Source organism: Rhodococcus sp. 06-418-5 (assembly GCF_002258285.1).
Classification (GTDB): domain Bacteria; phylum Actinomycetota; class Actinomycetes; order Mycobacteriales; family Mycobacteriaceae; genus Rhodococcoides.
Genome location: NZ_NOYE01000037.1, coordinates 494,294 through 517,526, shown reverse-complemented (window position 1 = coordinate 517,526; position 23,233 = coordinate 494,294). Strand labels below are relative to the sequence as shown.

General features: G+C 64.9%; 23 protein-coding genes. 13 read left to right on the top strand and 10 right to left on the bottom strand.

Annotated features, from left to right (window positions below; translation table 11 throughout):
* Window positions 1-23 precede the first annotated feature (23 nt).
* Window positions 24-926: an alpha/beta fold hydrolase gene (locus CH274_RS27695; RefSeq protein WP_094629784.1), complete on the top strand. Its 903-nt coding sequence runs from the start codon at window positions 24-26 to the stop codon at window positions 924-926.
* A gap of 6 nt (window positions 927-932) precedes the next feature.
* Here the strand turns inward: CH274_RS27695 and CH274_RS27690 are convergent, their stop codons facing one another.
* Genes CH274_RS27690 through CH274_RS27675 form a run of 4 tightly spaced genes read right to left on the bottom strand, consistent with a single transcriptional unit; the run spans window position 933 to window position 4,158 of the window.
* Window positions 933-1,256 carry a putative quinol monooxygenase gene (locus CH274_RS27690; RefSeq protein ID WP_027498443.1) on the bottom strand — a complete coding sequence of 108 codons (324 nt, stop codon included), beginning with the start codon at window positions 1,254-1,256 and terminating at the stop codon, window positions 933-935.
* 46 nt (window positions 1,257-1,302) lie between these two features.
* The gene (locus CH274_RS27685; protein ID WP_094659619.1) at window positions 1,303-2,328 is read right to left on the bottom strand and encodes an NAD(P)-dependent alcohol dehydrogenase; all 1,026 of its coding nucleotides are present in this window, start codon (window positions 2,326-2,328) and stop codon (window positions 1,303-1,305) included.
* A 5-nt stretch (window positions 2,329-2,333) separates the two neighbouring features.
* Complete coding sequence (locus CH274_RS27680; RefSeq protein WP_094659469.1) at window positions 2,334-3,113, bottom strand: iron-sulfur cluster assembly protein; 780 nt, start codon at window positions 3,111-3,113, stop codon at window positions 2,334-2,336.
* 1 nt (window position 3,114) lies between these two features.
* Window positions 3,115-4,158 (bottom strand): amidohydrolase family protein, encoded by a 1,044-nt coding sequence (locus CH274_RS27675; protein ID WP_094659618.1) that lies wholly within the window; start codon window positions 4,156-4,158, stop codon window positions 3,115-3,117.
* A gap of 155 nt (window positions 4,159-4,313) precedes the next feature.
* Here CH274_RS27675 and CH274_RS27670 point away from each other — a divergent pair, with 155 nt between their 5' ends.
* Together CH274_RS27670 and ligD are read left to right on the top strand one after the other, a co-directional pair.
* Window positions 4,314-5,774, top strand: a complete 1,461-nt coding sequence (locus tag CH274_RS27670) for a GAF domain-containing protein (protein ID WP_094659617.1) — start codon at window positions 4,314-4,316, stop codon at window positions 5,772-5,774.
* Between the two features lie 18 nt (window positions 5,775-5,792).
* Window positions 5,793-6,746, top strand: coding sequence for a non-homologous end-joining DNA ligase (gene ligD / locus CH274_RS27665; protein ID WP_094659468.1), 954 nt, complete (start codon window positions 5,793-5,795; stop codon window positions 6,744-6,746).
* A 72-nt stretch (window positions 6,747-6,818) separates the two neighbouring features.
* Here ligD and argG read toward each other — a convergent pair whose 3' ends face one another.
* Both argG and CH274_RS27655 read right to left on the bottom strand, forming a co-directional pair.
* Complete coding sequence (gene argG, locus CH274_RS27660; RefSeq protein ID WP_045198790.1) at window positions 6,819-8,234, bottom strand: argininosuccinate synthase; 1,416 nt, start codon at window positions 8,232-8,234, stop codon at window positions 6,819-6,821.
* A 19-nt stretch (window positions 8,235-8,253) separates the two neighbouring features.
* Entirely contained in the window at window positions 8,254-8,961 is a 708-nt protein-coding gene (locus CH274_RS27655) for a FadR/GntR family transcriptional regulator (protein ID WP_045198792.1), read from the bottom strand.
* A gap of 99 nt (window positions 8,962-9,060) precedes the next feature.
* On the opposite strand from CH274_RS27655, the gene aspA reads away from it, so the two are divergent.
* From aspA to CH274_RS27640, 3 genes are read left to right on the top strand one after another with little or no spacing between them, the layout of a single operon-like run.
* Entirely contained in the window at window positions 9,061-10,500 is a 1,440-nt protein-coding gene (gene aspA, locus CH274_RS27650; RefSeq protein ID WP_032393800.1) for an aspartate ammonia-lyase, read from the top strand.
* A gap of 4 nt (window positions 10,501-10,504) precedes the next feature.
* Entirely contained in the window at window positions 10,505-11,944 is a 1,440-nt protein-coding gene (locus CH274_RS27645) for an amino acid permease (protein ID WP_094659467.1), read from the top strand.
* Complete coding sequence (locus CH274_RS27640) at window positions 11,937-12,857, top strand: asparaginase (protein WP_230596608.1); 921 nt, start codon at window positions 11,937-11,939, stop codon at window positions 12,855-12,857. Before CH274_RS27645 ends, CH274_RS27640 begins: the two co-directional genes overlap by 8 nt.
* Window positions 12,858-12,911: 54 nt before the next feature.
* Here the strand turns inward: CH274_RS27640 and CH274_RS27635 are convergent, their stop codons facing one another.
* Window positions 12,912-13,718 carry an MOSC domain-containing protein gene (locus tag CH274_RS27635; protein ID WP_094629782.1) on the bottom strand — a complete coding sequence of 269 codons (807 nt, stop codon included), beginning with the start codon at window positions 13,716-13,718 and terminating at the stop codon, window positions 12,912-12,914.
* 21 nt (window positions 13,719-13,739) lie between these two features.
* On the opposite strand from CH274_RS27635, the gene CH274_RS27630 reads away from it, so the two are divergent.
* Complete coding sequence (locus CH274_RS27630; protein ID WP_045198798.1) at window positions 13,740-14,312, top strand: isochorismatase family protein; 573 nt, start codon at window positions 13,740-13,742, stop codon at window positions 14,310-14,312.
* On the opposite strand, the gene CH274_RS27625 is transcribed toward CH274_RS27630, so the two are convergent.
* Window positions 14,309-14,911, bottom strand: a complete 603-nt coding sequence (locus tag CH274_RS27625) for a hypothetical protein (protein ID WP_094629804.1) — start codon at window positions 14,909-14,911, stop codon at window positions 14,309-14,311. The genes CH274_RS27630 and CH274_RS27625 overlap by 4 nt on opposite strands.
* Window positions 14,912-14,971: 60 nt before the next feature.
* Between CH274_RS27625 and CH274_RS27620 the strand changes: the two genes are divergently transcribed.
* Both CH274_RS27620 and CH274_RS29435 read left to right on the top strand, forming a co-directional pair.
* Window positions 14,972-16,378, top strand: a complete 1,407-nt coding sequence (locus tag CH274_RS27620; RefSeq protein ID WP_094659616.1) for a glucose-6-phosphate dehydrogenase — start codon at window positions 14,972-14,974, stop codon at window positions 16,376-16,378.
* A gap of 157 nt (window positions 16,379-16,535) precedes the next feature.
* Window positions 16,536-16,691, top strand: a complete 156-nt coding sequence (locus tag CH274_RS29435) for a hypothetical protein (RefSeq protein ID WP_155290781.1) — start codon at window positions 16,536-16,538, stop codon at window positions 16,689-16,691.
* Window positions 16,692-16,748: 57 nt separating this feature from the next.
* Here CH274_RS29435 and CH274_RS27615 read toward each other — a convergent pair whose 3' ends face one another.
* Complete coding sequence (locus tag CH274_RS27615) at window positions 16,749-16,952, bottom strand: PspC domain-containing protein (RefSeq protein ID WP_094659466.1); 204 nt, start codon at window positions 16,950-16,952, stop codon at window positions 16,749-16,751.
* A gap of 298 nt (window positions 16,953-17,250) precedes the next feature.
* On the opposite strand from CH274_RS27615, the gene ppk2 reads away from it, so the two are divergent.
* The 4 genes from ppk2 to CH274_RS27600 all read left to right on the top strand — a co-directional run bounded on the left by ppk2 (window position 17,251) and on the right by CH274_RS27600 (window position 21,194).
* Window positions 17,251-18,195 (top strand): polyphosphate kinase 2, encoded by a 945-nt coding sequence (gene ppk2 / locus CH274_RS27610; protein WP_032393805.1) that lies wholly within the window; start codon window positions 17,251-17,253, stop codon window positions 18,193-18,195.
* A 438-nt stretch (window positions 18,196-18,633) separates the two neighbouring features.
* A complete protein-coding gene (locus CH274_RS29860; RefSeq protein WP_254924052.1) occupies window positions 18,634-18,762 on the top strand; it encodes a hypothetical protein in 129 nt (42 codons plus the stop codon).
* Between the two features lie 405 nt (window positions 18,763-19,167).
* Entirely contained in the window at window positions 19,168-20,001 is an 834-nt protein-coding gene (locus tag CH274_RS27605) for an alpha/beta hydrolase family protein (protein ID WP_094659465.1), read from the top strand.
* 122 nt (window positions 20,002-20,123) lie between these two features.
* A complete protein-coding gene (locus CH274_RS27600; RefSeq protein WP_256993715.1) occupies window positions 20,124-21,194 on the top strand; it encodes an alpha/beta hydrolase in 1,071 nt (356 codons plus the stop codon).
* Window positions 21,195-21,197: 3 nt separating this feature from the next.
* Here CH274_RS27600 and CH274_RS27595 read toward each other — a convergent pair whose 3' ends face one another.
* Window positions 21,198-23,231 (bottom strand): prolyl oligopeptidase family serine peptidase, encoded by a 2,034-nt coding sequence (locus CH274_RS27595; RefSeq protein ID WP_032393808.1) that lies wholly within the window; start codon window positions 23,229-23,231, stop codon window positions 21,198-21,200.
* Window positions 23,232-23,233: the final 2 nt, after the last annotated feature.

Here is a 23,233-nt window from a genome sequence, read left to right as displayed (position 1 = left end):
CACCGCAATGCGAGCATGGACCCATGATGATTCGCGCAGGAGTGTTGGATGTGGAGTTCGACCGCGTCGGCGATCCGTCCGGTCCCTCGGTGGTGCTGCTACACGGGTTTCCGTACGACCCACGCGGTTACGACGACGTCGCCAGGCTGCTCGCCGAATCCGGATACGACGTGGTGGTGCCGTATCTGCGGGGCTTCGGACCGACCCGGTTCGTCGACGCCGACACGATGCGATCCGGTGAGCAGGCCGCGATCGGCCACGACCTGCGTGAGTTGATTCTCGCGCTGGAACTGAACGAGCCCATCGTCGCCGGCTACGACTGGGGTGGGCGAGCGGCGTGCGTCGTCGCCGCGATGTGGCCGGAGTTGGTGTCGGGCTTGGTGAGCGTGTCCGGATACCTGGTCCAGGACATCGAAGCGGCGGTGTCGACGCCGGTGTTGCCGCATCTCGAGAAGCGGTACTGGTATCAGTACTACCTGCACTCCGAGCGGGGCCGGGTCGGGCTCGCGGCCCATCGCGCAGAGATCGCACAGACACTGTGGACGGATTGGTCGCCGACCTGGCGGTTCGGTGATTCCGAGTTCGCGGCCACCGCACCCTCGTTCGACAACCCCGACTTCGTGGACGTGTCCGTGCATTCCTACCGCCACCGCTACGGCGTCGAGGCCGGGGACCCGGCCTATGCAGCGACGCAGGAATCGCTGACCGAGCAACCGAGGATCACGGTGCCCACGATCGTGATCGATCCGACCGAGGACACCGTTGCCTCGCTGTACGGCAGCCCGGACCACGCGGCGCACTTCACCGATCTGATCGACGTTCGGCAGATCGACTGCGGCCACAACCCGCCGCAGGAACTGCCGGGACAGTTCGCCGACGCGGTCGTGACGCTGGGCCAGGTGGTCCGGGATCGAGAACGGAGCTAGAACGATCTAGTCGACGGCGAGTTCGCCCAGTTCGTTCCAGTCGGTGCCGTCGACCTCTTGGCTGATGATCTTCGGTGTCTCCTGCAGGTACGGCGGGAGATCCTTCTGCGCCTGCTTGAAGTGATCCGAGTTCACGTGTGTCGCACCGGCGTCGGGGTCCTTGAAGGCCTCCACCAGGACGTACTCGGTCGGGTCGTCGAGGGTGCGTGACCAGAAGTACCAGAGGCACCCCTCCTCGGCCTGGCAGGCTTCGGTGAAGTCGCGCGAAATCTCGGGCCAGTTGTCGGCGTGCTCGGGCTTGACCTTGAACTTGGCGGTGATGAAGATCAACGTTGCTCCTCGTTGTTGGGGTTGTGTCGGTGGTTACTACCCGATTTCAGGGTACGAGAATCGCGCGGCCGCGAACCCGTCCGTTGTCGAGGTCGTCGATGGCACTCTGAAAGTCGTCCAGTGCGTAGGTCTGCGTATGCAGGTTCACGGCACCGCGCGCGGCGAGAGACATCAGATCGCACAGGTCGTTGTAGGACCCGACGAGGTTGCCGACGATGTTCTTCTCCGCCGACACCAGGTCGATGGTCGGCACGTCGACGTTCTCGCCGTAGCCGATCACGTGGTAGTCGCCTGCACGCCTGGTCATGGCCAATCCCTCTGCGGTGGAGCCATTTTCGCCGACGAAGTCGAGAACGACCTCGGCTCCGAATCCGCCCGTGAGCTCCATGACCTGGTCGATCTGGCTGCCGTCGGCGACCACCGCGTGATCGGCACCGAGAGTCAGGGCGAGCTTGACGGCATCGGCGTTGCGGTCGATGACGATGAGCTCTGCGGGCGACAGCGCCTCGAGCACCTGGATACCGATGTGGCCGAGGCCGCCTGCACCGATGACGACGCATTTGTCGCGTGGAGTCAGCCGCCGGGCCGCTTTGGCGGCGGCGTGGTACGCCGTCAGGCCCGCATCGGCCAGCGCTGCCACCGCGGACGGTTCGAGTGATTCGTCGATCTTCACCACTGTCCTGGCGTTGGTCCGCAGATAGTCCGCGTACCCGCCGTTGGTGTCGATCCCGGGGAAATCACTGCTCTCGCAATGCACGTCGTCACCGGACCGGCATGCCCGACACAGTCCGCACGTGACCAACGGGTGCAGGATCACCTTGTCGCCCTCGCGGACGTTGGTGACGGCCGAACCGACCGCGTGCACCCATCCGGCGTTCTCGTGTCCGATCGTGTACGGCAGTGTGACACCGGACTTCTCGGCCCACTGGCCTTCGAGGATGTGCAGATCGGTGCGGCACACGCCTGCCCCGCCGATCTTCACGATCACGTCGAGAGGGCCTCGAACCTCGGGAATCGGTACCTCGGTCATCTCCAGATTCTTGTGATACCCGACCACCTGGACGGCGCGCATCGTGCTCATCGTGACTGCTCCTGTGTTGTGGTGTGCTGGACGGTGAGGGAGGTGAGGGGGATGAACGCGCCCTCCTCGCGAGGGACTTGCTGTTCTTCCGCGCCGGGGTAGCGAGTCTGCAGCAACCCACGACAGAAGTGCGCGTTGCCGTCGATCGAGACGCGGGTGGCGCGGGCGCGTCGCATCACCATCGTCAGATCACCGGTGTGTGGGCGACCGGTGTGGTCGACCAGAGCCGGAGCGGCCGGGTCGATTCTCAGCCCGAGTGCCTCGCGGCGACGAAGCAGAGCGGTCGACGTGCGATCGTCCGCAAGATCTCCGAGAACCACTGCGGCCAAGTCGTTCTCGGTCGCACCGGGATTCGCTCGCAGCCATCCCTGGAGAGAACGTTCCATCGCCGCCACATACGCCTTGCGGCGGAACGTCGCTCGTAATTCCTCGAGGTCCTCCTCGGCTTCGTGGCCGAAGGTGCCTCGATATCCCGCGTCGGCGGCGAGGCCGGCGTTGATCTTGTCCGAGTCGTGGTGATCGTCAAGTTCGACGAGAACATGCTCGGTCCACGGCAGTGCCGCCAGCACGTCCTTCGCATCCCCCGACATGAGGTACGCGAAGTTCGGCGAGCAGAACGACGTGGGCAACCGCAGATGAACGTGGACGGTGCTCTCGTCGACCTCGAGGGATCGGACGAAGCCGAGATCGGTGATGGGCTCGTCCAATTCGGGATCCAGGACGACACCGAGGGCGGCGTAGGCCTCGTCCTTCCTGGTGGTCGTGGCAGTCGTCATCTCACACCGCCGCGAGGTCGGCGCGCTCGGGCTGACGCGGTCCGGTCTCGGTCTCGTCGGCGTCGGGCAGCTGCAGCTCTGCAGGGACCTCGATGTCGTAGAGCTTGGCGGCGTTGAGTCCGAGCACCTTCTTCTTCTGCTCGAGCGTGATGGGAGCGTATTCGTCGAGGGACTCGTGGATCTGGAAGTCGACGAATCCTTCGACCAGCCACTTGGGCGTCCACAGTGCGTAGTCGGAGGAGAAGAAGATGCGGTCCTCGCCCAGCCAGTACAGCAGCTCACCCATGATCTGGCCGAAGTACTTCGGACGTGTGTGCATGAACGGAATGGCCACCGCGAGACCGGCGTACACGTTGGGTTCCTGGGTCGCGATCCAGCAGAAGTCCTCGAGCCGGGGCAGTCCGCAGTGCTCGACGACGAAGTTCAGATCGGTGAAGTCGGTGGCCACGTGGTCGACATCCGCTACGTCGAACGCATCTCGATCGAGCGGACGGATCGTCGGTCCCTTGTGCACGTGGATGTTCTTGATGCCGACTTCGCGGCAGACCTCGAGGTAGCGCCGCGTCCAGTCGTCGTCGAGCTTGTAGCCGCGGGAATCGCCGTGCCACTCGGCGGTGTAGAGCTTGACGCCCTTGAGTCCGAAGCGCTCGGCGTCGGCTCGCAGCTGGTCGAGGCCACGTTCGCCGTTGCGCGGATCGAAGTGGTGGTTGTAGGTCAGCTTGTCCGGGTGCGCGGCGGCCAACGCCGACGCCTCCTCGGTCTGTCCGAACCCGTTCTTGTAGAACTCGCCGAGGTGGGCGGGCTGGAAGATGGCGTGATCGACGTAGCCGACCTCGAACAGGTCGTGCATCAGGCGCTCGCCACCCTGGTAGAGGTACTCGTCGTACGTCCACAGTTCGCTCTCGGGGGAGAGGTTGCGGTGGTAGTCGTAGAAGCAGTCGATGAACTGCTTGCCGTGGATGTTGCGCTGGTTCTGCTCCCGCGCGTCCCACAGAGCGATGTGAGCGTCGACGATGAAGAACTTCTCGCCATTCTTGGTGTACATGCGGTGTGCCTCCCGGATGGTGCGATACGTGACGTGCGTCACGTCGTTATGGGAACGACGGTAGGTCCGAATCGAGCCGGCGTCGTGGCCTCGGCGTCTCAATTCGAGACGCTGCCCCGGCACAGATGGCGACATGCGAATGTAACCTGGATCACATGGCAGATTCCGGGGGTCTCTCGCGAGCCCGACTCCACTCGGAGCCGCTCGCTGCCGTCTCGCATCGGCTCCTCGCGTCCTGGCACCGAAGCCAGCGGTACGGGGTGTCGCTCGACGAGGTTGCTCCGGTCTTCTCGGGAACCTACGACGACGAGTCCCTGTTCTACCGATGCGGCCGCGAGGTGCTCAACGGTTTGCGCGACACGTTGGCGAACGAACCGGTGTCGATGATGCTCACCGACGCCGACGGTCTCGTGTTGGACCGAGTCAGCGCCGATCGCGATCTGCTGGCCGCGCTCGACCGTGTGCATCTGGCGCCCGGCTTCTCGTATGCGGAGGACCAGGCCGGTACCAACGGCCTGGCGCTGGCGCTGGCGGATCAGGTGCCCGCAGTGGTGAGGGCGGACGAACACTACTCGCTCTCGCTCGCCGGCTACACGTGCGCGGCTGCGCCGGTCCTCGATCCCCTCACCGGCAGGGTGGAGGGCTGCGTCAATCTGACCACCTGGTCGGAGTCGTCGTCGGATCTGCTTCTGGCCCTTGCGCAGTCGGCGGCAGGCAACACCTCGGCGATGATGCTCGCGCGGGCACAGGGTCAGCATCCACGGCCTGCTCCGCGTGGTGAGGTGTTCCGGGTCGAGACCGCTCACAGCGGGCCGAGATCGGGCATACTCGACGACCTTTCAACTGGCTGGCGTAGTGCACTGGGGTCTGCGGAAGCTGCTCTGGCCGAACATGGTTCGGTTCTCATGGTCGGTGAGCCGGGATCGGGCCGGGCCACCGTGCTCGCTCGCGCACTGCGCGCGGCACGCCCGCGCGGCCGCATCCTCAGCGCCGGAGCACCAGCAGCCCGCGACGTCGACGCCTGGCTCGACCTCTGGACGCCCGAGCTGCCGAAACCCGATACGGCAGTGATCATCCGCGATGTCGACAGGCTTCCCGCGCGTGCAGCCGACGCCCTCGCCGAACTGATCCGCCGCGCCGGCCACGGCGTACCCGTCACCGTCACGGCGTCGAATTACGACGACGTGGCCCCGGCACTCGCGGGACTGCTGCGCACCGTGGTCGAGGTACCGCCGCTGCGAAACAGGCCCGACGACATCGCCCCGCTCGCCCTCCATCTGGCCGGTCGAGTACGCGGCCGCCAGGTCACGCTCACCCCCGCTGCCGAGCGAGCGCTGCGCGAACATCCATGGCCGGGCAACGTCGGTGAGCTGGCCACGGTGATGCACAAGGCAGCCGTCCGCGCCGACGTCATCGGAGTCCACCATCTACCGCCGGAGGTGCTCTCGCGCACCACTCATCGGCTCACCCGCATCGAGACGTTCGAGCGCGACGAGATGATCCGCGTGCTCTCTCGCCCCGGCATCACCATGAACGACGCGGTCGAGGAACTCGGGATGAGTCGAGCGACCATCTATCGCAAACGCGACCGATACGGCATCACGCTTCGTTCTTGATCGCCTACCCTCGACCTCATGGCCAGTAGCTCTCCGTCGATCGAGTTACCGGTCGGTGACCGCATCGTCCGCATCTCCAACCCCGAGCGTGTGTACTTCCCCGAAAGCGGAGCCACCAAGCTGGATTTGGTGAACTACTACCTGAGCGTGGGCGACGGCATCGTGCGGGCGCTTCGGGAGCGCCCGTGCATGATGCATCGCTTTCCCAAGGGACTGGCCGGTGACAAGGTGCACCAGAAGCGGGTGCCGAACGGCGCGCCGCCGTGGCTCGAGACCGTGCAGGTGACGTTTCCCCGCTACAACCGCACCGCGGACGAGCTGTGCGTGACCGAACTGGCGCACGTGGCCTGGGCGGTGCAGATGTCGACCGTGGAGTTCCATCCGTGGAACAGCCGCCGCGCCGACGTCGAGATGCCCGACGAGTGGCGCATCGACCTCGATCCGATGCCCGACTGTTCCTTCGACCGGGTCCGACGTGTCGCCGGGGTCGTTCAGGAGGTGCTGGGAGATCTGGGGGCCGTCGGCTGGCCCAAGACCTCCGGTGGGCACGGTCTGCACATCTACGTTCGGATCGACCCGGCTCATGGATTCAAGGACTTGCGAAGGGCTGCACTGGCTTTCGCGCGTGAGGTCGAGCGCCGCGCACCCGAGGACGTGACGACGACGTGGTGGCGCAAGGACCGCGACCCGTCGAAACTGTTCGTCGACTACAACCAGAACGCCCGCGATCACACCATCGCCAGCGCGTATTCGGTGCGCGGGAATCAGCAGGCGACGGTGTCGACGCCGATTTCGTGGGACGAGGTTGCCGACGTCGATCCGCGCGAGTTCACGATGTTCACGGTGCCGGCCAGATTCGCCGAGTTGGGGGACCTGCACGCGGGCATCGACGATGCGGTGTTCGCGATCGACGAGCTACTCGAATGGGCGGAGCGCGACGAGCACGAGGGTTTGACGGAGCCCGAGGAGTAGCCGAACTCGAAGTTGTGGACGGAAATCGGCGGAAATCCGTCCATAACTTCGAGTTCGGCGAGGCAGGAGCAGCTAGTCGGTACCGGACTCGATGGCGGCGTGGTCGAGTGCCGAGGAGTCCACGGAGCCGTCGGGGCCGCTGGCGGCGATGGCGTCGGCTCCGCCTGCGGGCAGTTCGCCGATCAGTTCGCCCCAGGCCGTGAGCTGGTTCTGCGCGGCGTACTGCTCGAGCTTGCTGCGTGAATCGGCGATGTCGAGGTTGCGCATCGTGAGCTGACCGATGCGGTCGCCGGGGAAGAACGCCTGGCCCTGGCTGCGTTCCATGGACAGCTTCTCGGGGTGGTAGCTGAAGTTGCTGCCCTGGGTGTCGACGATCGTGAAGTCCTGGCCGCGGCGCAGTCGCAGTGTCACGCTGCCGCTGACGACGTTGCCGACCCACCGCTGCAGGCCCTCGCGCAGCATCAGTGCCTGCGGATCGAACCAGCGTCCCTCGTACAGCAGACGGCCGAGTCGACGGCCTTCGTTGTGGTACGAGGCGACGGTGTCCTCGTTGTGGATGGCGTTGACGAGGCGCTCGTAGGTGATGTGCAGAAGTGCCATTCCGGGAGCCTCGTAGATGCCGCGGCTCTTGGCTTCGATGATGCGGTTCTCGATCTGATCGCTCATGCCGAGGCCGTGGCGCCCACCGATCGCGTTGGCTTCCATGACGAGGTCGACGGGGCTGTCGAAGCTCTTGCCGTTGATCCGGACCGGTCGACCCCTCTCGAACTCGACGGTGACCTCCTCGGGCGCGATGTCCACCTCGGGGTCCCAGAACCGAACGCCCATGATGGGGCTGACGATCTCGAGTGACGTGTCGAGGTATTCGAGCTTCTTCGCCTCGTGGGTGGCGCCCCAGATGTTGGCGTCGGTGGAGTAGGCCTTCTCTGCCGAGTCACGGTAGGGGAGCGTGCGCTGGGTGAGCCACTGCGACATCTCGTGCCGACCGCCGAGCTCGGCGACGAACGCCTCGTCGAGCCAGGGCTTGTAGATCCGCAGCTGCGGGTTGGCGAGCAGGCCGTAACGGTAGAACCGCTCGATGTCGTTGCCCTTGTACGTCGATCCGTCGCCCCAGATCGAGACGCCGTCCTCGGCCATCGCGCGCACCAGCATGGTTCCGGTGACTGCGCGGCCGAGCGGGGTGGTGTTGAAGTACGTCTGCAGTGACGAGCGAATGTGGAACGCGCCGCAGGTCAGTGCCGCCAAACCCTCCTCGACGAGCGGCTCACGGCAGTCGATGAGCCGCGCCTGCTCGGCCCCGTAGGCCAGGCCGCGCTCGGGCACATCGGACAGGTCCGGCTCGTCGTACTGGCCGATGTCGGCCGTGTACGCGTAGGGGATCGCCCCGTGCTCGCGCATCCACGCGACAGCCACCGAGGTGTCGAGACCGCCGGAGAATGCAATGCCGATTCGTTCGCCGACCGGGAGAGAGTTCAATACCTTCGTCACGGCAAGCAGCCTAGTAGTACTACCGATCGGCCCGATCGGCGAGCGACTCCACGGCACCCCGGACGGCATCGAGATGCGCGGTCATGGCGCGGGCTGCGGCGTCGTACTCGCCCGATCGGATGCCGTCGACGATGGCGTCGTGTTCGACGTTGGACTGTTGCTGCCGATGTGCGACGAGGTTGAGGGTCTCCGATTGCCGCGTCAGGGCATCCCGGATGTCGACGATGATCGCCTCGAACACGCGATTCTTGCTCGCCCGCGCGATCGCGGTGTGGAACTGCGCGTCCAGCAGAACCCAGGCCTCGTGGTCGTCCTCCGAACGCATTTCGTCCGCCAGGCCGGCGAGCACCGCCAACTCTTCGTCGGTGCGTCGCTCTGCGGCCCAGCCGGCGGCGGGAATCTCCACGTGCGGGCGGGCCTCCATGAGTTCGCGGGCCGCGTAGTTGCCGATGTCGAGGTCGTTGCCGACGCGGTCGCGAATCACGAACGTGCCGAGACCGGTCTTGGTCTCGGTGAGGCCGAGGGCATGGCAGGAGCGCAGTGCCTCGCGGATAACGGAGCGGCTGACGCTGTGCCGAGCGGCAAGGGCCGCCTCGGACGGCAACTTCTGGCCGACGGGGAGCTCGCCCGACGCGATGGCCGCGCGCAGGTCTGCGAACACCGCCTCGGCCGCGCTCATCCGGGCATTCGTGGGCGCACTGACTGCCCAGCTGTCCGACAGGTTCATGACGTGATCCTAGCGTGGGGTTGACCGATGAGGTGTTCTGCGCCACACTTTACCTGTCAGACAGCCGGACAGCTGGACACCCTCACCTAGGAGCGCACCGTGGCCGATACCCGCATCGAGAAGGATCTTCTCGGGGAACGCGAAATCCCGAACAGCGTGTATTGGGGAATCCACACCCTGCGCGCCCTCGAGAACTTCCCCATCACCGGGCGTCCGATCTCCACCAATGCGCACCTCGTTCGCGGTCTCGCGGCAGTGAAGTGGGCCGCCGCGTCGGCCAATCAGGATCTCGGAATTCTCGACGCCACCCGCGGGGAAGCGATCCGTACGGCGTGTCAGGAAATTCTCGACGGTCAGTGGCACGAGGAGTTCGTCGTCGACGTCATCCAGGGTGGCGCGGGCACCTCGACCAACATGAACGCCAACGAGGTCATCGCCAACCGCGCCCTGGAAATTCTCGGGCACCCGCACGGCGACTACAGCATGCTGCACCCCAACGAGCACGTGAACGCGTCGCAGTCCACCAACGACGTGTACCCGACGTCGGTCAACATCGCGACCGTCTTCGCCGTCCACGAGCTGATCGCCTCGATGAAGGTGTTGCGAGACTCGTTCGGCCGCAAGGCAACCGAGTTCGCCACCGTCGTCAAGATGGGCCGCACGCAGCTGCAGGATGCAGTGCCGATGACCCTCGGCCAGGAGTTCGGTACCTACGCGGTCATGATCGACGAGGACTGCTCGCGACTCGAGGAAGCGGCACTGCTGGTGCACGAGATCAACCTCGGAGCCACCGCCATCGGCACCGGACTGAACGCTCCCGCCGGATACACCGAATCGGCCGTCGCACATCTGCGGACCATCACCGGCCTGCCTCTGGTGACCGCGACGGATCTGATCGAGGCAACGCAGGACGTCGGTCAGTTCGTGCACCTGTCCGGCGTTCTCAAGCGCGTCGCGGTGAAGCTGTCGAAGATCTGCAACGACCTCCGGCTGTTGTCCTCCGGGCCGCGGGCGGGCTTCAACGAGATCAATCTGCCTCCGATGCAGGCGGGTTCGTCGATCATGCCCGGCAAGGTCAACCCCGTCATCCCCGAGGTACTCAACCAGGTTGCCTACGAGGTGATCGGTCACGACGTCACCATCACCATGGCGGCAGAGGCGGGACAGTTGCAGCTCAACGCATTCGAGCCGATCATCGTCAAGTCCCTGTCCGACGGTATGGCGCACCTGAGCGCCGCATGCCGAACCGTCGCGCATCGGTGTGTCGACGGCATCACCGCCAACGTCGACCTGCTGCGTGAGCGCGTGGAGAACTCCATCGGCCTGATCACCGCGCTGAGCCCGTATCTCGGATACGTGGAATCGACCGCTATTGCGCAGGAGGCGTTGGTCAGTGGTCGAAACGTGGTCGACCTCGTTCTCGAGAAGGGTCTGTTGGCCCGGGACGAACTGGATCGACTCCTGAGCCCCGAGCACCTCGCGAATCTGCGGGTGGCTCCCACCGAGCATTCCGTTGCTCCCGAGACGTCGACGAGGTAACGCGATGAGTACAGAGAACCGGAGTGTCGACACCGCCAAGGCCTTCAGTGAAGAAGACCTGGGCTACCGAAAAGAGCTGGCCCCTCGCCAGATCCAGATGATCGCCATCGGCGGCGCGATCGGCACCGGACTGTTCATGGGCGCGGGCGGGCGACTGCGCGACGCCGGACCTGCCCTGGTTCTGGTGTACGCGCTGTGCGGATTCTTCGCCTTCCTGATTCTGCGCGCACTGGGTGAGCTGGTGATGCACCGCCCGTCGTCGGGATCCTTCGTCTCGTATTCGCGCGAGTTCTTCGGCGAGAAAGTCGCTTTCGCGGCCGGCTGGCTGTACTGGATGAACTGGGCGATGACAGCGGTGGTCGACGTGACGGCCGTGGCGCTCTACATGAACTTCTTCAAGAAATACTGGGCTCCGCTCGGCAACGTCGATCAATGGGTCTTCGCGCTCGCAGGCCTGGTGCTCGTGCTCGGGCTGAACCTGGTGTCGGTCAAGGTGTTCGGTGAGCTGGAGTTCTGGTTCGCGCTCATCAAAGTCGTCGCACTGGTGACTTTCTTGGCCATCGGCACCTATTACGTCATCTTCGGCACTCCCATCGACGGACAGGAACCGGGTCTGAGCGTGCTCACCGACAACGGCGGGCTGATTCCCAACGGACTGCTGCCTGCCATCGTGGTGATCCAGGGAGTGGTGTTCGCCTACGCCTCGATCGAGCTGGTCGGCACGGCGGCCGGTGAGACGCAGAATCCCGAGAAGGTGATACCGAAGGCGATCAACACCGTCATCATCCGTATCGTCGTGTTCTACGTCGGCTCGGTGCTGCTGCTGTCACTGCTGTTGCCGTACACCGCCTATCGGGCCGGTGAGAGTCCGTTCGTGACGTTCTTCGGAGCGATCGACGTCGACGGCGCGGACGCGATCATGAACCTCGTCGTCCTCACCGCAGCGTTGTCCTCCCTCAATGCCGGGCTGTACTCGACCGGACGCATCCTGCATTCGATGGCGGTCGCCGGCTCGGCCCCCTCGTTCGCCGCGCGGATGAACAAGTCGGGCGTGCCGTACGGCGGCATCGCACTGACGTCGGTGGTGACGCTTCTCGGCGTCGTGCTCAACGCCGTGGTTCCGGCGCAGGCCTTCGAGATCGTGCTGAACCTTGCCGCTCTGGGCATCATCAGCGCCTGGGCCGTCATCGTGGCGTGTCAGTTGAAGTTCTGGTCACTGTCGAGAACCGGTGCGGTCACCCGACCTGCGTTCAAGCTCTTCGGTGCCCCGTACACCGGATACGCAACGCTAGGCTTCCTGGCGTGTGTACTCGTGCTGATGGCCTTCGACAAACCGGTCGGTACCTGGACGGTGGCGTCGATCCTGCTCATCGCGCCGATGCTCGTCGGAGGATGGTTTCTGTGCCGCAAGCGAATTCGAGAGGTGGCGGCGCGCAGTGACTGAGGAGTGGAGCCTGCAGGAACGACCGGAGAGCGCCGAGCATGTCGCCTTGTTGACCACAGGCGGCACGATTGCCAGCAGTCGCGACGAGCACGGTGTCTCTCGTCCGGTCGCCGGCATCGGGGTCGATGTCGACGGTGTTCGGGTGCACGAGGTGATGTCGAAGGACAGCTCGGCGTTGGACTTCGCCGATCTCGACACCATTCGCACTGCGGTCGCGGACGCGCTGGCCGAGGACGGATGCGCCGGAGTGGTGGTGTTGCACGGCACCGACACGATGGAGGAGTCGGCGCTCTATGTCGATCTGTTCCACGACGACGAACGTCCGGTGGTCTTCACCGGTGCGCAGCGCACGGCCGATCATCCAGATCCGGACGGCCCGAGCAACATCGCCGCGGCGGTGGCGGCCGCGCAGTCCGAGCCCGGTGTTCTGATCGCGTTCGGCGGTCGTTTGCTGCCGGCGCGCGGCGCGATCAAGAAGCACACCACCGAACTCGATGCCTTTCGGTCGGCGGCGCTGCCTCGGCCGAAACCCCTGCAGTGGAAGCCCATTGCCGGGATTCGCGTCGACATCGTCGCCCTCTATCCCGGGGCCGACGGACTGCAGATCGACACGTGCCGCGAGGCCGGGGCGTCGGGCATCGTGCTCGAGGCGACGGGTTCGGGCAACACCAACGCCCGCGTCGTGCATGCGGTGAAGGAGGCAGTGGCCGCCGGGGTGCACGTGGTGGTCACGACGCGGGTTCCGTTCGGCGAGACCTCGCCGACGTACGGCGGCGGTGGGGGTGGCCACGATCTTCTCGATGCTGGTGCGGTGTTCTCCCGCGAACTGCGGGCGGGGCAGGCGCGGATCCAGTTGGCGGCGCTGATTGCCACCGGAGCGAGTGACGTGGTTGTCCACAATTCCTTCGCGTGAGCGGAAACCTGCCCGCGGAACCGAAAAGTGGACACTCAGCGCACCACAGCCGAGCTACAGCTCCGACTCGCCCCAACTCGCGACGTGTAGTTCGTCCCCGACGGTCACCGTGCCGTCCTGCACCACCGAGAACTTCGAACCGAAAGCGACGCCCTTCTGCCGACCGCGGCGGTAGTCGCCGAGCGTGCGCAGCGGTTCCGGACCGGTGCGCACACCGGTGGACTGCTCGACCGTGGTGACGGCGCAGCGGATGGCGAGTTTGGTGTAGGCCAATCGCGCCCCGCCGATGGTCACGTCCCGCACCTCGTCTTCCCGGTGCGGGGAGTCCCAGCCGTCGACGACGATGTTGGGGCGGAAGCGATCCATCGGCAGCGGGACGTCGAGGCGGGAATTGAGCCCGGCCAAGGTGGCGGTCGAGAGGATGTGCACCGCAGAGCTGTCGGCGAATTGTGCTGATCCTGGCCGGATTCCGTCGGTGACGCGGTCGAGGTCGCGCGGTGCGGCGACGAGGCGTGACGGTTCTCCGATGACGTCGGTGAGCCAGTCGGCGACGTCGTCGCCCTGATCGATCCCGCGCATCGGGCTGCGGAACATCGTGATGTCTCGCGCCGCGGAATCGCGGTCCACCGACACGGTCACCGAGCCGGACGTGTCGTGCTCGAGCGTCAACGTTCCGTCGCCCACCGAACAGCGGACGACCGCGAGCACGGGGTCGGTGCGTTGACTGCGGAATGCGCCGTCCGCATCGACGATCATGAACGATCGATCGTGTTCGAGGCCGGTGGCACTCACCTGGGCGGCATCGAGCACGGCACCGGCACATCCTTTGACGGGGTAGGTCACCAGAGACGACACGCGCACCCGTCGAGGATACTGGGATCCATGACTCGTGCTCTGTTGGTAGTGGATGTGCAGAACGACTTCACCGAAGGCGGCGCGCTTGCGGTGACCGGCGGCGCGGAGGTCGCGCGCAGGATCAGCGCGTACCTCGCGCGCCACGGGGACGAGTACGACCTCGTGGTCTCCTCGCGAGATTGGCACGACGCCGAGGGCGACAACGGCGGGCACTTCGCCACCGACGCCGCCCCGGACTTCGTCACCACGTGGCCGGTGCACTGCGTCGCGGGCACCGTCGGAGCCGAGTATCACCCCGATTACGCGACCGGTTCGGTGGACGTCCACGTCTACAAGGGGCAGGGCAAACCGTCGTACTCGGCATTCGAAGGTGTCACCGACGACGGGACGTCCCTCGCCGAGATACTCACCGCCAACGAGGTCACCGACATCGACGTCGTCGGGCTTGCGACCGACTACTGCGTTCTGGCTTCGGCGAAAGACGCTGTGGCCGAGAAGCTCGACGTCCGTGTTCTCACCGACCTCGTCGCGGGAGTTGCGCCGGAGTCGTCGGCCGCTGCCCTCGACGATCTGCGGGCGTCCGGCGCCGTGGTGGTCTAACTGTCGATCGTCGTGGTGATGGATGTGACCGACGGTGCCGCCGGGGTGCTGCCGAATCCGAAGGTCACCGGGGGAGTGACCGGGGTCAGTGATCCGAGATCCTCGCCCTGCCACGAGGCCTGCACGTCGGTGACGCGGTGTTGGTGCCTGGCACCGTAGTACTCACGTCGGCCCCCGCCCGCGCTGCCGCGGGTGCGGACTCCGCGCAGTATCACTCGGGCGATGGGATCGCTGATCGCGCAGAACCACGGTGCTGTCGACACCGCGTCGGGGACGAGGCTCAGTGCGCGGCCGAGCACGGTGGGTCCGGCAACGCGGATTCTCACGGACAGGTCACCCGCTGTCACCGACCGCCAACCATCCTGCTGAGCGGTGAATGTCACCGGTACGAGTTCGGTGGCGTCGAAGGTGTATGTGGCGGTGACGAATTCCCGAACGTCCTCGTCGGGCGCGACGAGCAGGCGTCTGCCGTCCGCGAATTGGATCATGACGTCGGTGAATTCGCCCAGCGGCGATCGCGTCCAATGCCCGACGACGATGCGCACGCCGGACGTTGTGCCTACCCCGTAGATCTCACCGTGAAACCGTGATCTGGTCATCATGCACTCTCACTCGTCGGCACTGTGCGCGCCCAAACTGTGCGGTGCATAGTGGAGGTCATGGCGTCCTCGCAACCCACTGTATTCGTCCTTTTCGGCGCAACCGGAGACCTCGCGAAGCGAATGGTCCTGCCGTCGTTCTACCAACTCCATCTCGAGGGCCTGCTCCCGGAGAAATGGGTCCTGATCGGCAACGGCCGTAAGGACACCTCCGACGACGAGTTCCGCGATCACGTACGCAGCGTTCTCGACGAATTCGCCGAGAACGTGGCCGAGGACGATTGGACGACGTTCTCCGAGCGAATCCGCTTCGCGGGCAACGGCTTCACCGTCGACGATCCCGGTAAGTTGCCCGAGGTCGTCGCGGACGCGAAGAAAGACGTCGGCGACGACGCCCAGCTGGTGCACTACATCGCTCTGCCGCCGAGCACCTTCGTCGACTACACGAAGGCCTTGGGAGCACACGATCTGGCCGACGGCTCCCGGGTGGTCTACGAAAAGCCCTTCGGTACCTCGCAGAGCAACTTCGAGGAACTCGACAAGGCCGTGCACGAGGTGGTCGAGGAAAACCAGGTCTATCGCATCGATCACTTCCTCGGCAAGGAGGCGACGCAGAACCTCCATGTGCTGCGGTTCGCGAACGGCATGATCAGCGGAATCTGGAACTCCGAACACGTCGCGCAGGTACAGATCGACGTCCCCGAGACGCTCGACATCGACGACCGCGCCGAGTTCTACGACGCCACCGGTGCCGTGTTGGACATGCTCGTCACCCATCTGTTCCAGGTTGCCGCGGAGGTCGCGATGGAGCCGCCCGCATCGCTGAAGGCCGAGGATCTGCAATCGGCGCGTGAGACCGTGATCGGGCAGTTCCGGCCGCTGGACACCGGCGAGGTGGTTCTCGGTCAGTACGACGGCTACCGCGATGTCGAGGGCGTCGCCGACGATTCGAAGGTCGACACGTTCGTCGCGGCGAAGTTGTGGGTCGACACCGACCGGTGGCGCGGAGTCCCGTTTCTGCTCCGCACCGGAAAGATGTTGGGCGTGAGCCAGCAGCGCGTGTCGTTGGTGTTCGGTAAACCGGCCGACAGTCCGCTCACCGAACTGCCCGAGGACGGCACTGTGCTCTCGTTCGACCTCTCGGGTGACGGCAGCATCGACATCGCCATGACGGTCAAGGAACCGGGCCCGGATTTCGATCTGTCGGTGGGGCATCTGGCGCTGCCGCTGAAGTCGGTGCCCGACGCCGAGCCGCTGAGCCCGTACGCGCGCTTGATCCTCGATGTGCTCAGTGGAGACCGGTCGTTGTTCACCAGGCCGGACGGTCTGGCGCACGTCTGGGACGTCGCCGCCCCGTTGCTGAGCAACCCGCCCGAGGTGAAGAGCTACGCGCCCGGATCGATGGGACCCGCCGAGGCCGACGAGCTCGCCGGACCGTGCGGCTGGTTGATCACCGGGCAGGAGTAGTTCGCGCGCAACCGCGCGGAAGTTTTTTCCGGCAACAAACGGGGAGCGAGACTTTTTCGGGCAAACGGCGGATCGGACAGAACGGGCGCGTTATATTTCTGCCGCCCGGTCCAATCTTCAACCAGGCCTCGTCGTTTCTCCGAAAGGTGCTCACCCCATGCTTCTCGATCTCATCACCGGTCTGCTCGGCGGCGGCACCGAAGGCGGCGGCCTCGGCGGAATCATCACCGACGGCATCGCTGCAGGCATCTCCGACGCGATCACCGAGCTCTTCACCGGAAGCGCCGAAGGACTCTCCAGCGTCGCCGAGTAGTCGGTCGCGGGGCCCCGGACCTGTTGTCGAGGTCCGGGGCTTCGTCGCGTTCGGGCTTCATCGGAGCGGCATCAACATCAACGCCGCGAGGTAGATCAGCACGACGGTGCCGCCGGTCAGGACTGCGCCGGCAACGGTCGCGAGTCGGACGATGTTGACGTCCCAGCCGAAATATTCGGCAATTCCGCCGCATACACCTCCCATCATCTTCTGCGAACTCGACCTGGTGAACTCTCTGGGGGAACCGCTCTCGAATGTCATGCTGAAAAGTCTGCATCAGCAACACCTTTCGGCGCATCGGGGATTTCACCCATATCGACCCCGACAAACGAACGGTCCGAAATCGGCGCTCGAACAAGATCGTCGACTTTTCCGGGCAGACCCCTGGACCTACCGCTGTGACGGCCGATACGGTCGCACGAGATCGGCGAGTTCACGAGCAGGCACTACCCGGTCCGTCCCCCTTGCGGACCGGGTGGTGCCTGCGGTGAAACCGGATGCATCGGGTGTTCACCGAACCGACATGGATCGGTCACCGATGAGCACTAACTTTCGGCCCATGACCGACAACGATCTCCGCAACGGCACGGCTGCGCGCACCAACCTGAGCGACCTGCTCGACATCACGACAGCCGTGGATCTTGCCGACACGTCGGGCTTCACCGTCGACGACTCCGATGACGACGATCCGGTACTGCTGACCGTCCCCGACGGCCACGTCGTCGACACCTGGCGCGAGAACTACCCGTACGACGAGCGTATGACGCGTGCCGAGTACGAACTGGAGAAGCGTCTTCTGCAGATCGAACTCCTCAAGTTGCAGATGTGGACCAAGGAGACCGGGCGACGGCACGTCATCATCTTCGAGGGCCGAGATGCCGCCGGTAAGGGCGGCACGATCAAGCGATTCATGGAACACCTCAACCCGCGCGGTGCCAGCGTGGTCGCGCTGGAGAAGCCGTCGGCTCGTGAGTCGACCGAGTGGTACTTTCAGCGCTACATCGCACATCTGCCCGCGGCCGGGGAGATCGTCATGTTCGACAGGTCCTGGTACAACCGGGCGGGCGTCGAGCGGGTCATGGGGTTCTGCACCGACGAGCAGCACGCTCAGTTCGTTCGGCAGGCACCGCTGTTCGAGCAGATGCTCGTCGACGAGGGCATCAGCTTGACCAAGTTCTGGTTCTCGGTGTCGCAGCACGAGCAGCGCACCCGCTTCGCCATCCGGCAGGTCGACCCGGTGCGGCAATGGAAGCTCTCGCCCATGGACCTTGCCTCGCTGGACAAGTGGGATGCCTACACCGCGGCGAAGGAGGAGAACTTCCGTGCCACCGACACCGATGTCGCGCCGTGGACGGTCGTCAAGAGCAACGACAAGAAGCGGGCTCGCATCAACGCCATGCGCTTCGTGCTCAACAAATTCGACTACGCGAACAAGGATTCCGAAATAGTCGGTGAAACAGACCCTCTGCTCGTGGGGCGCGCGAAAGACGTGATCGGCGAGTAGTTTTGCCGCGTAATATGGTGCAATCTCCGGTAAGTCGTTGCGGTAGTGGATCTTCGATGTCTCGAGTTGGTACCGGGCTATGCACCGTCATCGTCGGTGCGGTAGGAACGAACGAGGTCGTATTGCCTACGGCTGTCCTTGCACACGAGTAACAGGAGTTCTCATGGGTTCAGCAGCGCAGTTCATCTCCGACATCGCCACCGGCGTCTACGACGGCATCGTCGACGCGATCGTCGATCAGATCGTCGGCGTGCTGACGTCGGGTAGCGCGGCGTAGTTCGTCCGTGTCGACCGTGGCCGTGACCGTTCGTCGGGGGCGGCCACGGTCGGTACCGTCACCGTTTTGTGACACCGCACCAAGATTTTCGACTTTTACTGTTGTTTCCGTGTACAAACCGAGACCGACTGCGGTACAAATCTTCTTGCAGAGATCATCGCGTGACATCCGTCACAGGCGATCTGCACACCCCCCTCGAAGAAGGAGTATTTCGCATGTCCGCTGAACTCGGTGACCTCCTCGCAATTTTCCTCCAGCTCTTCTCGGGAATCAGCTCCTCCTCGGACTGACCGACCGCCGCGCCGTTGGGCCTGCGGCCCAACGGCTGCACGGATCTCTACGTCCGATGAACTCGTGACGGTTCGCGATGCTGTCCAGGCATCGAATCCCCCTCTCTCGAAGGAGTTTTCATGGAGTTGCTCGCAATCCTGCTGCAGTTGCTCGCTCTCGGTAGCTCGGAAGGTAGCGGCTCGGCCGTCGAAATCCCCGGCCTGCCCTCCTGACTCATGACTTCCTGATTCACGGCTTCGAGCCGGGTCCGCATCGTCGGGCCCGGCTCTTGTCGTTCGACGTGCATTCGTTGGAGATGTCATTCGTTCGACCGAAAAGATCTGCACCACTCGATGATTGGCCGGCGATCCGGTGAACACGAGCCCTGGGGGGATGCATGGTTGCACCCGTCATAGGGTGAGCCGATGCAGACGGTTCCGATTCAGATGCCCGACGGTTCGACCGTGCCGGTGTCACTGTTCCCCGGTGAGGGCCGTGACGATGCACCCGTGATCGTCGTTCTTCCCGGCCTCGGCATTCCCGGTGGCTACTACCGGCTGTTCGCCGAGGCTCTCGTCGCGCGCGGTTTCCATGCTGCGATCGGCGATCTCCGGGGTCAGGGGGACAGCGTGCCGAAGCCGAGTTCGGCGAGTCGCTACGGCTACCAGGAACTGGTTTCGATCGACTTCCCGGCGATATTCGAGGTGGTTCGCGAGCAGTTCCCGGAAGCGACGCCGTTCCTGCTCGGCCACAGCATGGGCGGCCAGCTCGGTGCGATGTACGCCGCCCGCATCAGGGGCAGGCTCGGCGGACTGATCCTGGTGGCGTCGGGTTCGCCCTACCACCGCGGATTCGGCACCACCCGCGGCGTCCCGCTGTACGTGGGTGCCGCAGCGATGGCGATCACCAGCAGCATCGCCGGGTTCTGGCCGGGAGATCGGATCGGTATCGGCGGGTTCGGCCGTCAGTCGAGGGTTCTGATCGACGACTGGTCCCGGTTCGCGCGGACCGGGACGATCGAACCGGCGGGAGCGGACATGGACTACGAGGAACGGATGGGCCGTCTGACGCTTCCGGTGCTCGCAGTCACCATCGAAGGCGACGACCTCGCACCCCGTGGCTCGATGGACAATCTCGTACGCAAGCTTGCCCGTGCCGAAGTCACCTCGGTGCACGTCGACGAGCCACTCGGACACAACGGGTGGATCCGTAGCCCCACGGCGGTCGCCGACCTCGTGGCGGAGTGGATGCATCGCTGACGGGTTCGGATCCGAACTGGGTAATCCACAGGTTTTCGTACGTTTGCACATGCTTCTGGTTCGTTTTGGTGTACAAAGTCTTTGAACCAACAATTGTGTGAACGACGATAGCGAGCACGACTATGAGCGGCCTGGGGGATTCTGTTCGTCGAATCGGTGGTGGGGAGCAGTTTCTCCGATCGAGGGCGCTACGCAGAGTGGTCGTCGTATGCGTGGTGGCCTGCGCCGCGGCGGTGGCGCACCCGCTCGCCTCCGCGACCCCGGCCGAGGAGACGTCCGGTCCGACGGAGTCGTACGTGGTGCGCACCGAGGTGACCGACGACGCCGCCATGACGGCATTCGTTCACTCGGCCGCGATGGACCGGACGATCCCACTGAAGATTCTGCGATCTCCCGATCGGCCGGCTCCGAGCCCCACGCTGTATCTGCTCAACGGCGCGGGCGGCGGACTCGACGGAATGGACTGGTACACCCAGACCGATGTCGTGTCGTTCTTCGCCGACAAGAACGTCAATGTGGTGACCCCGGTCGGAGGGGCCTACTCCTACTACACCGACTGGCAGCAGGACGATCCGAGGCTCGGGCGCAACAAGTGGGAGACCTTCCTGACCGCCGAACTCCCACCGCTCGTGGACGATCTGCTCGATACCAACGGCCGCAACGCAATTGCAGGTATCTCGATGGCCGCGACCTCGGTCCTGAACCTGGCCGCTCACCACCAGGGGCTCTACCGTGCCGTCGGTTCCTACAGTGGATGCGCGTCGACCACCGACGCGTTGGGCCGGGCATACGTCAAGACGGTCGTGTCCATGGCGCTCGGCGCGAACGTCACGAACATGTGGGGGCCGGACGATCATCAGGACTGGGTACGCAACGATGCGGTGATCAATGCCGAAAAGTTGCGTGGCACAGCGCTGTACATCTCGAACGGCAGCGGGCTGGCGGGGGCATCGGACACCCTCGACGGTACGAACCTCAACGGAACCGGCTTCGTGTTGCTCAACCAGATGGTCGTGGGCGGTGTCATCGAGGTGGCGACCGGTGACTGCACTCGCAGGTTGAAGACGGCCCTCGAGCAGCTCGACATTCCGGCCCATTTCGAGTTGCGTGACCGCGGGACTCACTCGTGGGGTTACTGGCAGGACGACCTGCACGATTCCTGGCCGATGTTCGAGGACGCTCTCGCTGCCTGACCGTCAGCTACGAGCGAGGTGTCGCCACAGAAACTCGTAGGTCAACGCGGTCTTGAACGCCAACTGCGCGTTGTCCGACGCCCCGCCGTGCCCACCTTCGATGTTCTCGTAGTAGCTGACGTCGTGGCCGAGTTCGGCCAATCGAGCCGCCATCTTGCGTGCATGTCCGGGATGGACGCGATCGTCGCGGGTCGACGTGGCGATCAGAATCGGCGGATACCGACGTTCGGATGCGGCGACGACGTTCTGGTAGGGGGAGTACTGCGAGATGAACTCCCACTCGTCCGCGTCGTCGGGGTTGCCGTACTCGGCCACCCAGGACGCCCCCGCGAGCAACAGGTGGTACCGCTTCATGTCCAGCAGCGGGACCTGACATACCAACGCGCCGAACAGTTCCGGGTACTTCGTCACCATGATGCCCATCAACAGACCGCCGTTGCTCCCGCCTTGCGCGGCCAACTGCTCGGTGGTGGTGATGCCGCGGGTGACGAGGTCGCGCGCGACGGCGGCGAAGTCCTCGTGCACCAGATGGCGTCCGGCGCGCAGGACCTGGGTGTGCCAGGACGGCCCGTACTCTCCGCCGCCGCGGATGTTCGCGACGACGTAGGTGCCGCCACGTTCGAGCCACGCCCGTCCGGTCGCACCGCTGTAGCCGGGCGTCATCGAGATCTCGAAGCCGCCGTAACCGTAGAGCAGTGTCGGTCCGGGACCGGAATCGGCGCGTCGGACGACGAAGTAGGGGATGTCGGTACCGTCGTCGGACCGTGCGAAGAACTGTTCCACCGTCAGGCCGTCGGCGTCGAAGAACGCCGGAGCCTGCTTGAGAACTTCGAGTTCACCGCCCACGGTGCCCACCAGTAATGTCGCCGGAGTGAGATAGCCGGACGAGGAGAGGAAGAACTCGTCACCGTTCTCCTCGGCGTCGGTTCCGATGATCTCGGTGGAGGTCAGATCCGACAACCCGTCGATCGTGCCGGTTGCCCACTCCTTCTCGCCGGGGGTGAGGACGTGCAACTGCGTCCGTACGTCCTGCAAGGTCACCAGCAGCAGGTGATTCTCGGTCCAGGCGTACTGGTGCAGGGAGGTGTGCGCATCGGGAGCGAAGAGAACGGTGAGAGCGATCGTGCCGGAGACGAACTCGTCGAAATCCGCAGCGAGCAGTGCGCCGGCCGGATAGGTTTCGTCGCCCACCGTCCACGGCGTCATCGTGCGAACCAGCAACCAGTTCTCGTGCACCGAGGTCGACGCGTCGGTGGGCGTCGGGATCCGGGTCAACGTGGACCCGTCGAGCACGTAGGTCTCGGAGTTGTAGAAGTCGGTGGCGCGCTGGACGAAGTCGCGTTCGAAGCCGGGGGTGCGATCGTGCCAGGCGGAGATCGAGATGTCCTGTGCCGCACCCTCGTACACGGTCTCGGCCTCGTCGACCGAGGTACCGCGATGCCACCGCTTCGTGATGCGCGGATAGCCCGACTCGGTGAGCGAGCCCGGTCCGAAATCCGTTCCGACGAAGACGGTGTCAGCGTCGATCCACCCGATGTCCGTCTTTGCCTCGGGTAGGGCGAATCCGCCGTTCTCCGGGGCGCGGAAGGTGCGGGAGTCCAGATCGAACTCGCGGACCACCGTTGCATCGGCGCCGCCGCGAGAGAGCGTCACCAGAGCCAGCCGTTGATCGGGGCGCAGCACCTGAGCGCCACCCCACACCCAGTTCTCGTCCTCGCTCGCGGCCAGCGCATCGAGATCGAGCAGCACGTCCCACGCCGGATTCTCGGTTCGGTACTCGTCCATCGTGGTTCGACGCCACAGGCCGCGGACGTGTTCGGCGTCGCGCCAGAAGTTGTACAGAAATCGTCCGCGCCGACGGGCGTACGGAATGCGCGCGTCGGTGTCGAGAATTTCTCGGATGCTCGCCTCGGTGGCCTCGAACGCCGTCCCGCTCAGCGCCTCGACCGTCACCTCGTTCTTCTCGCGCACCCACGCGAGCGCAGCGTCGCCGGTGACGTCTTCGAGCCAGAGGTACGGGTCGTCCGAGATTGCCATTC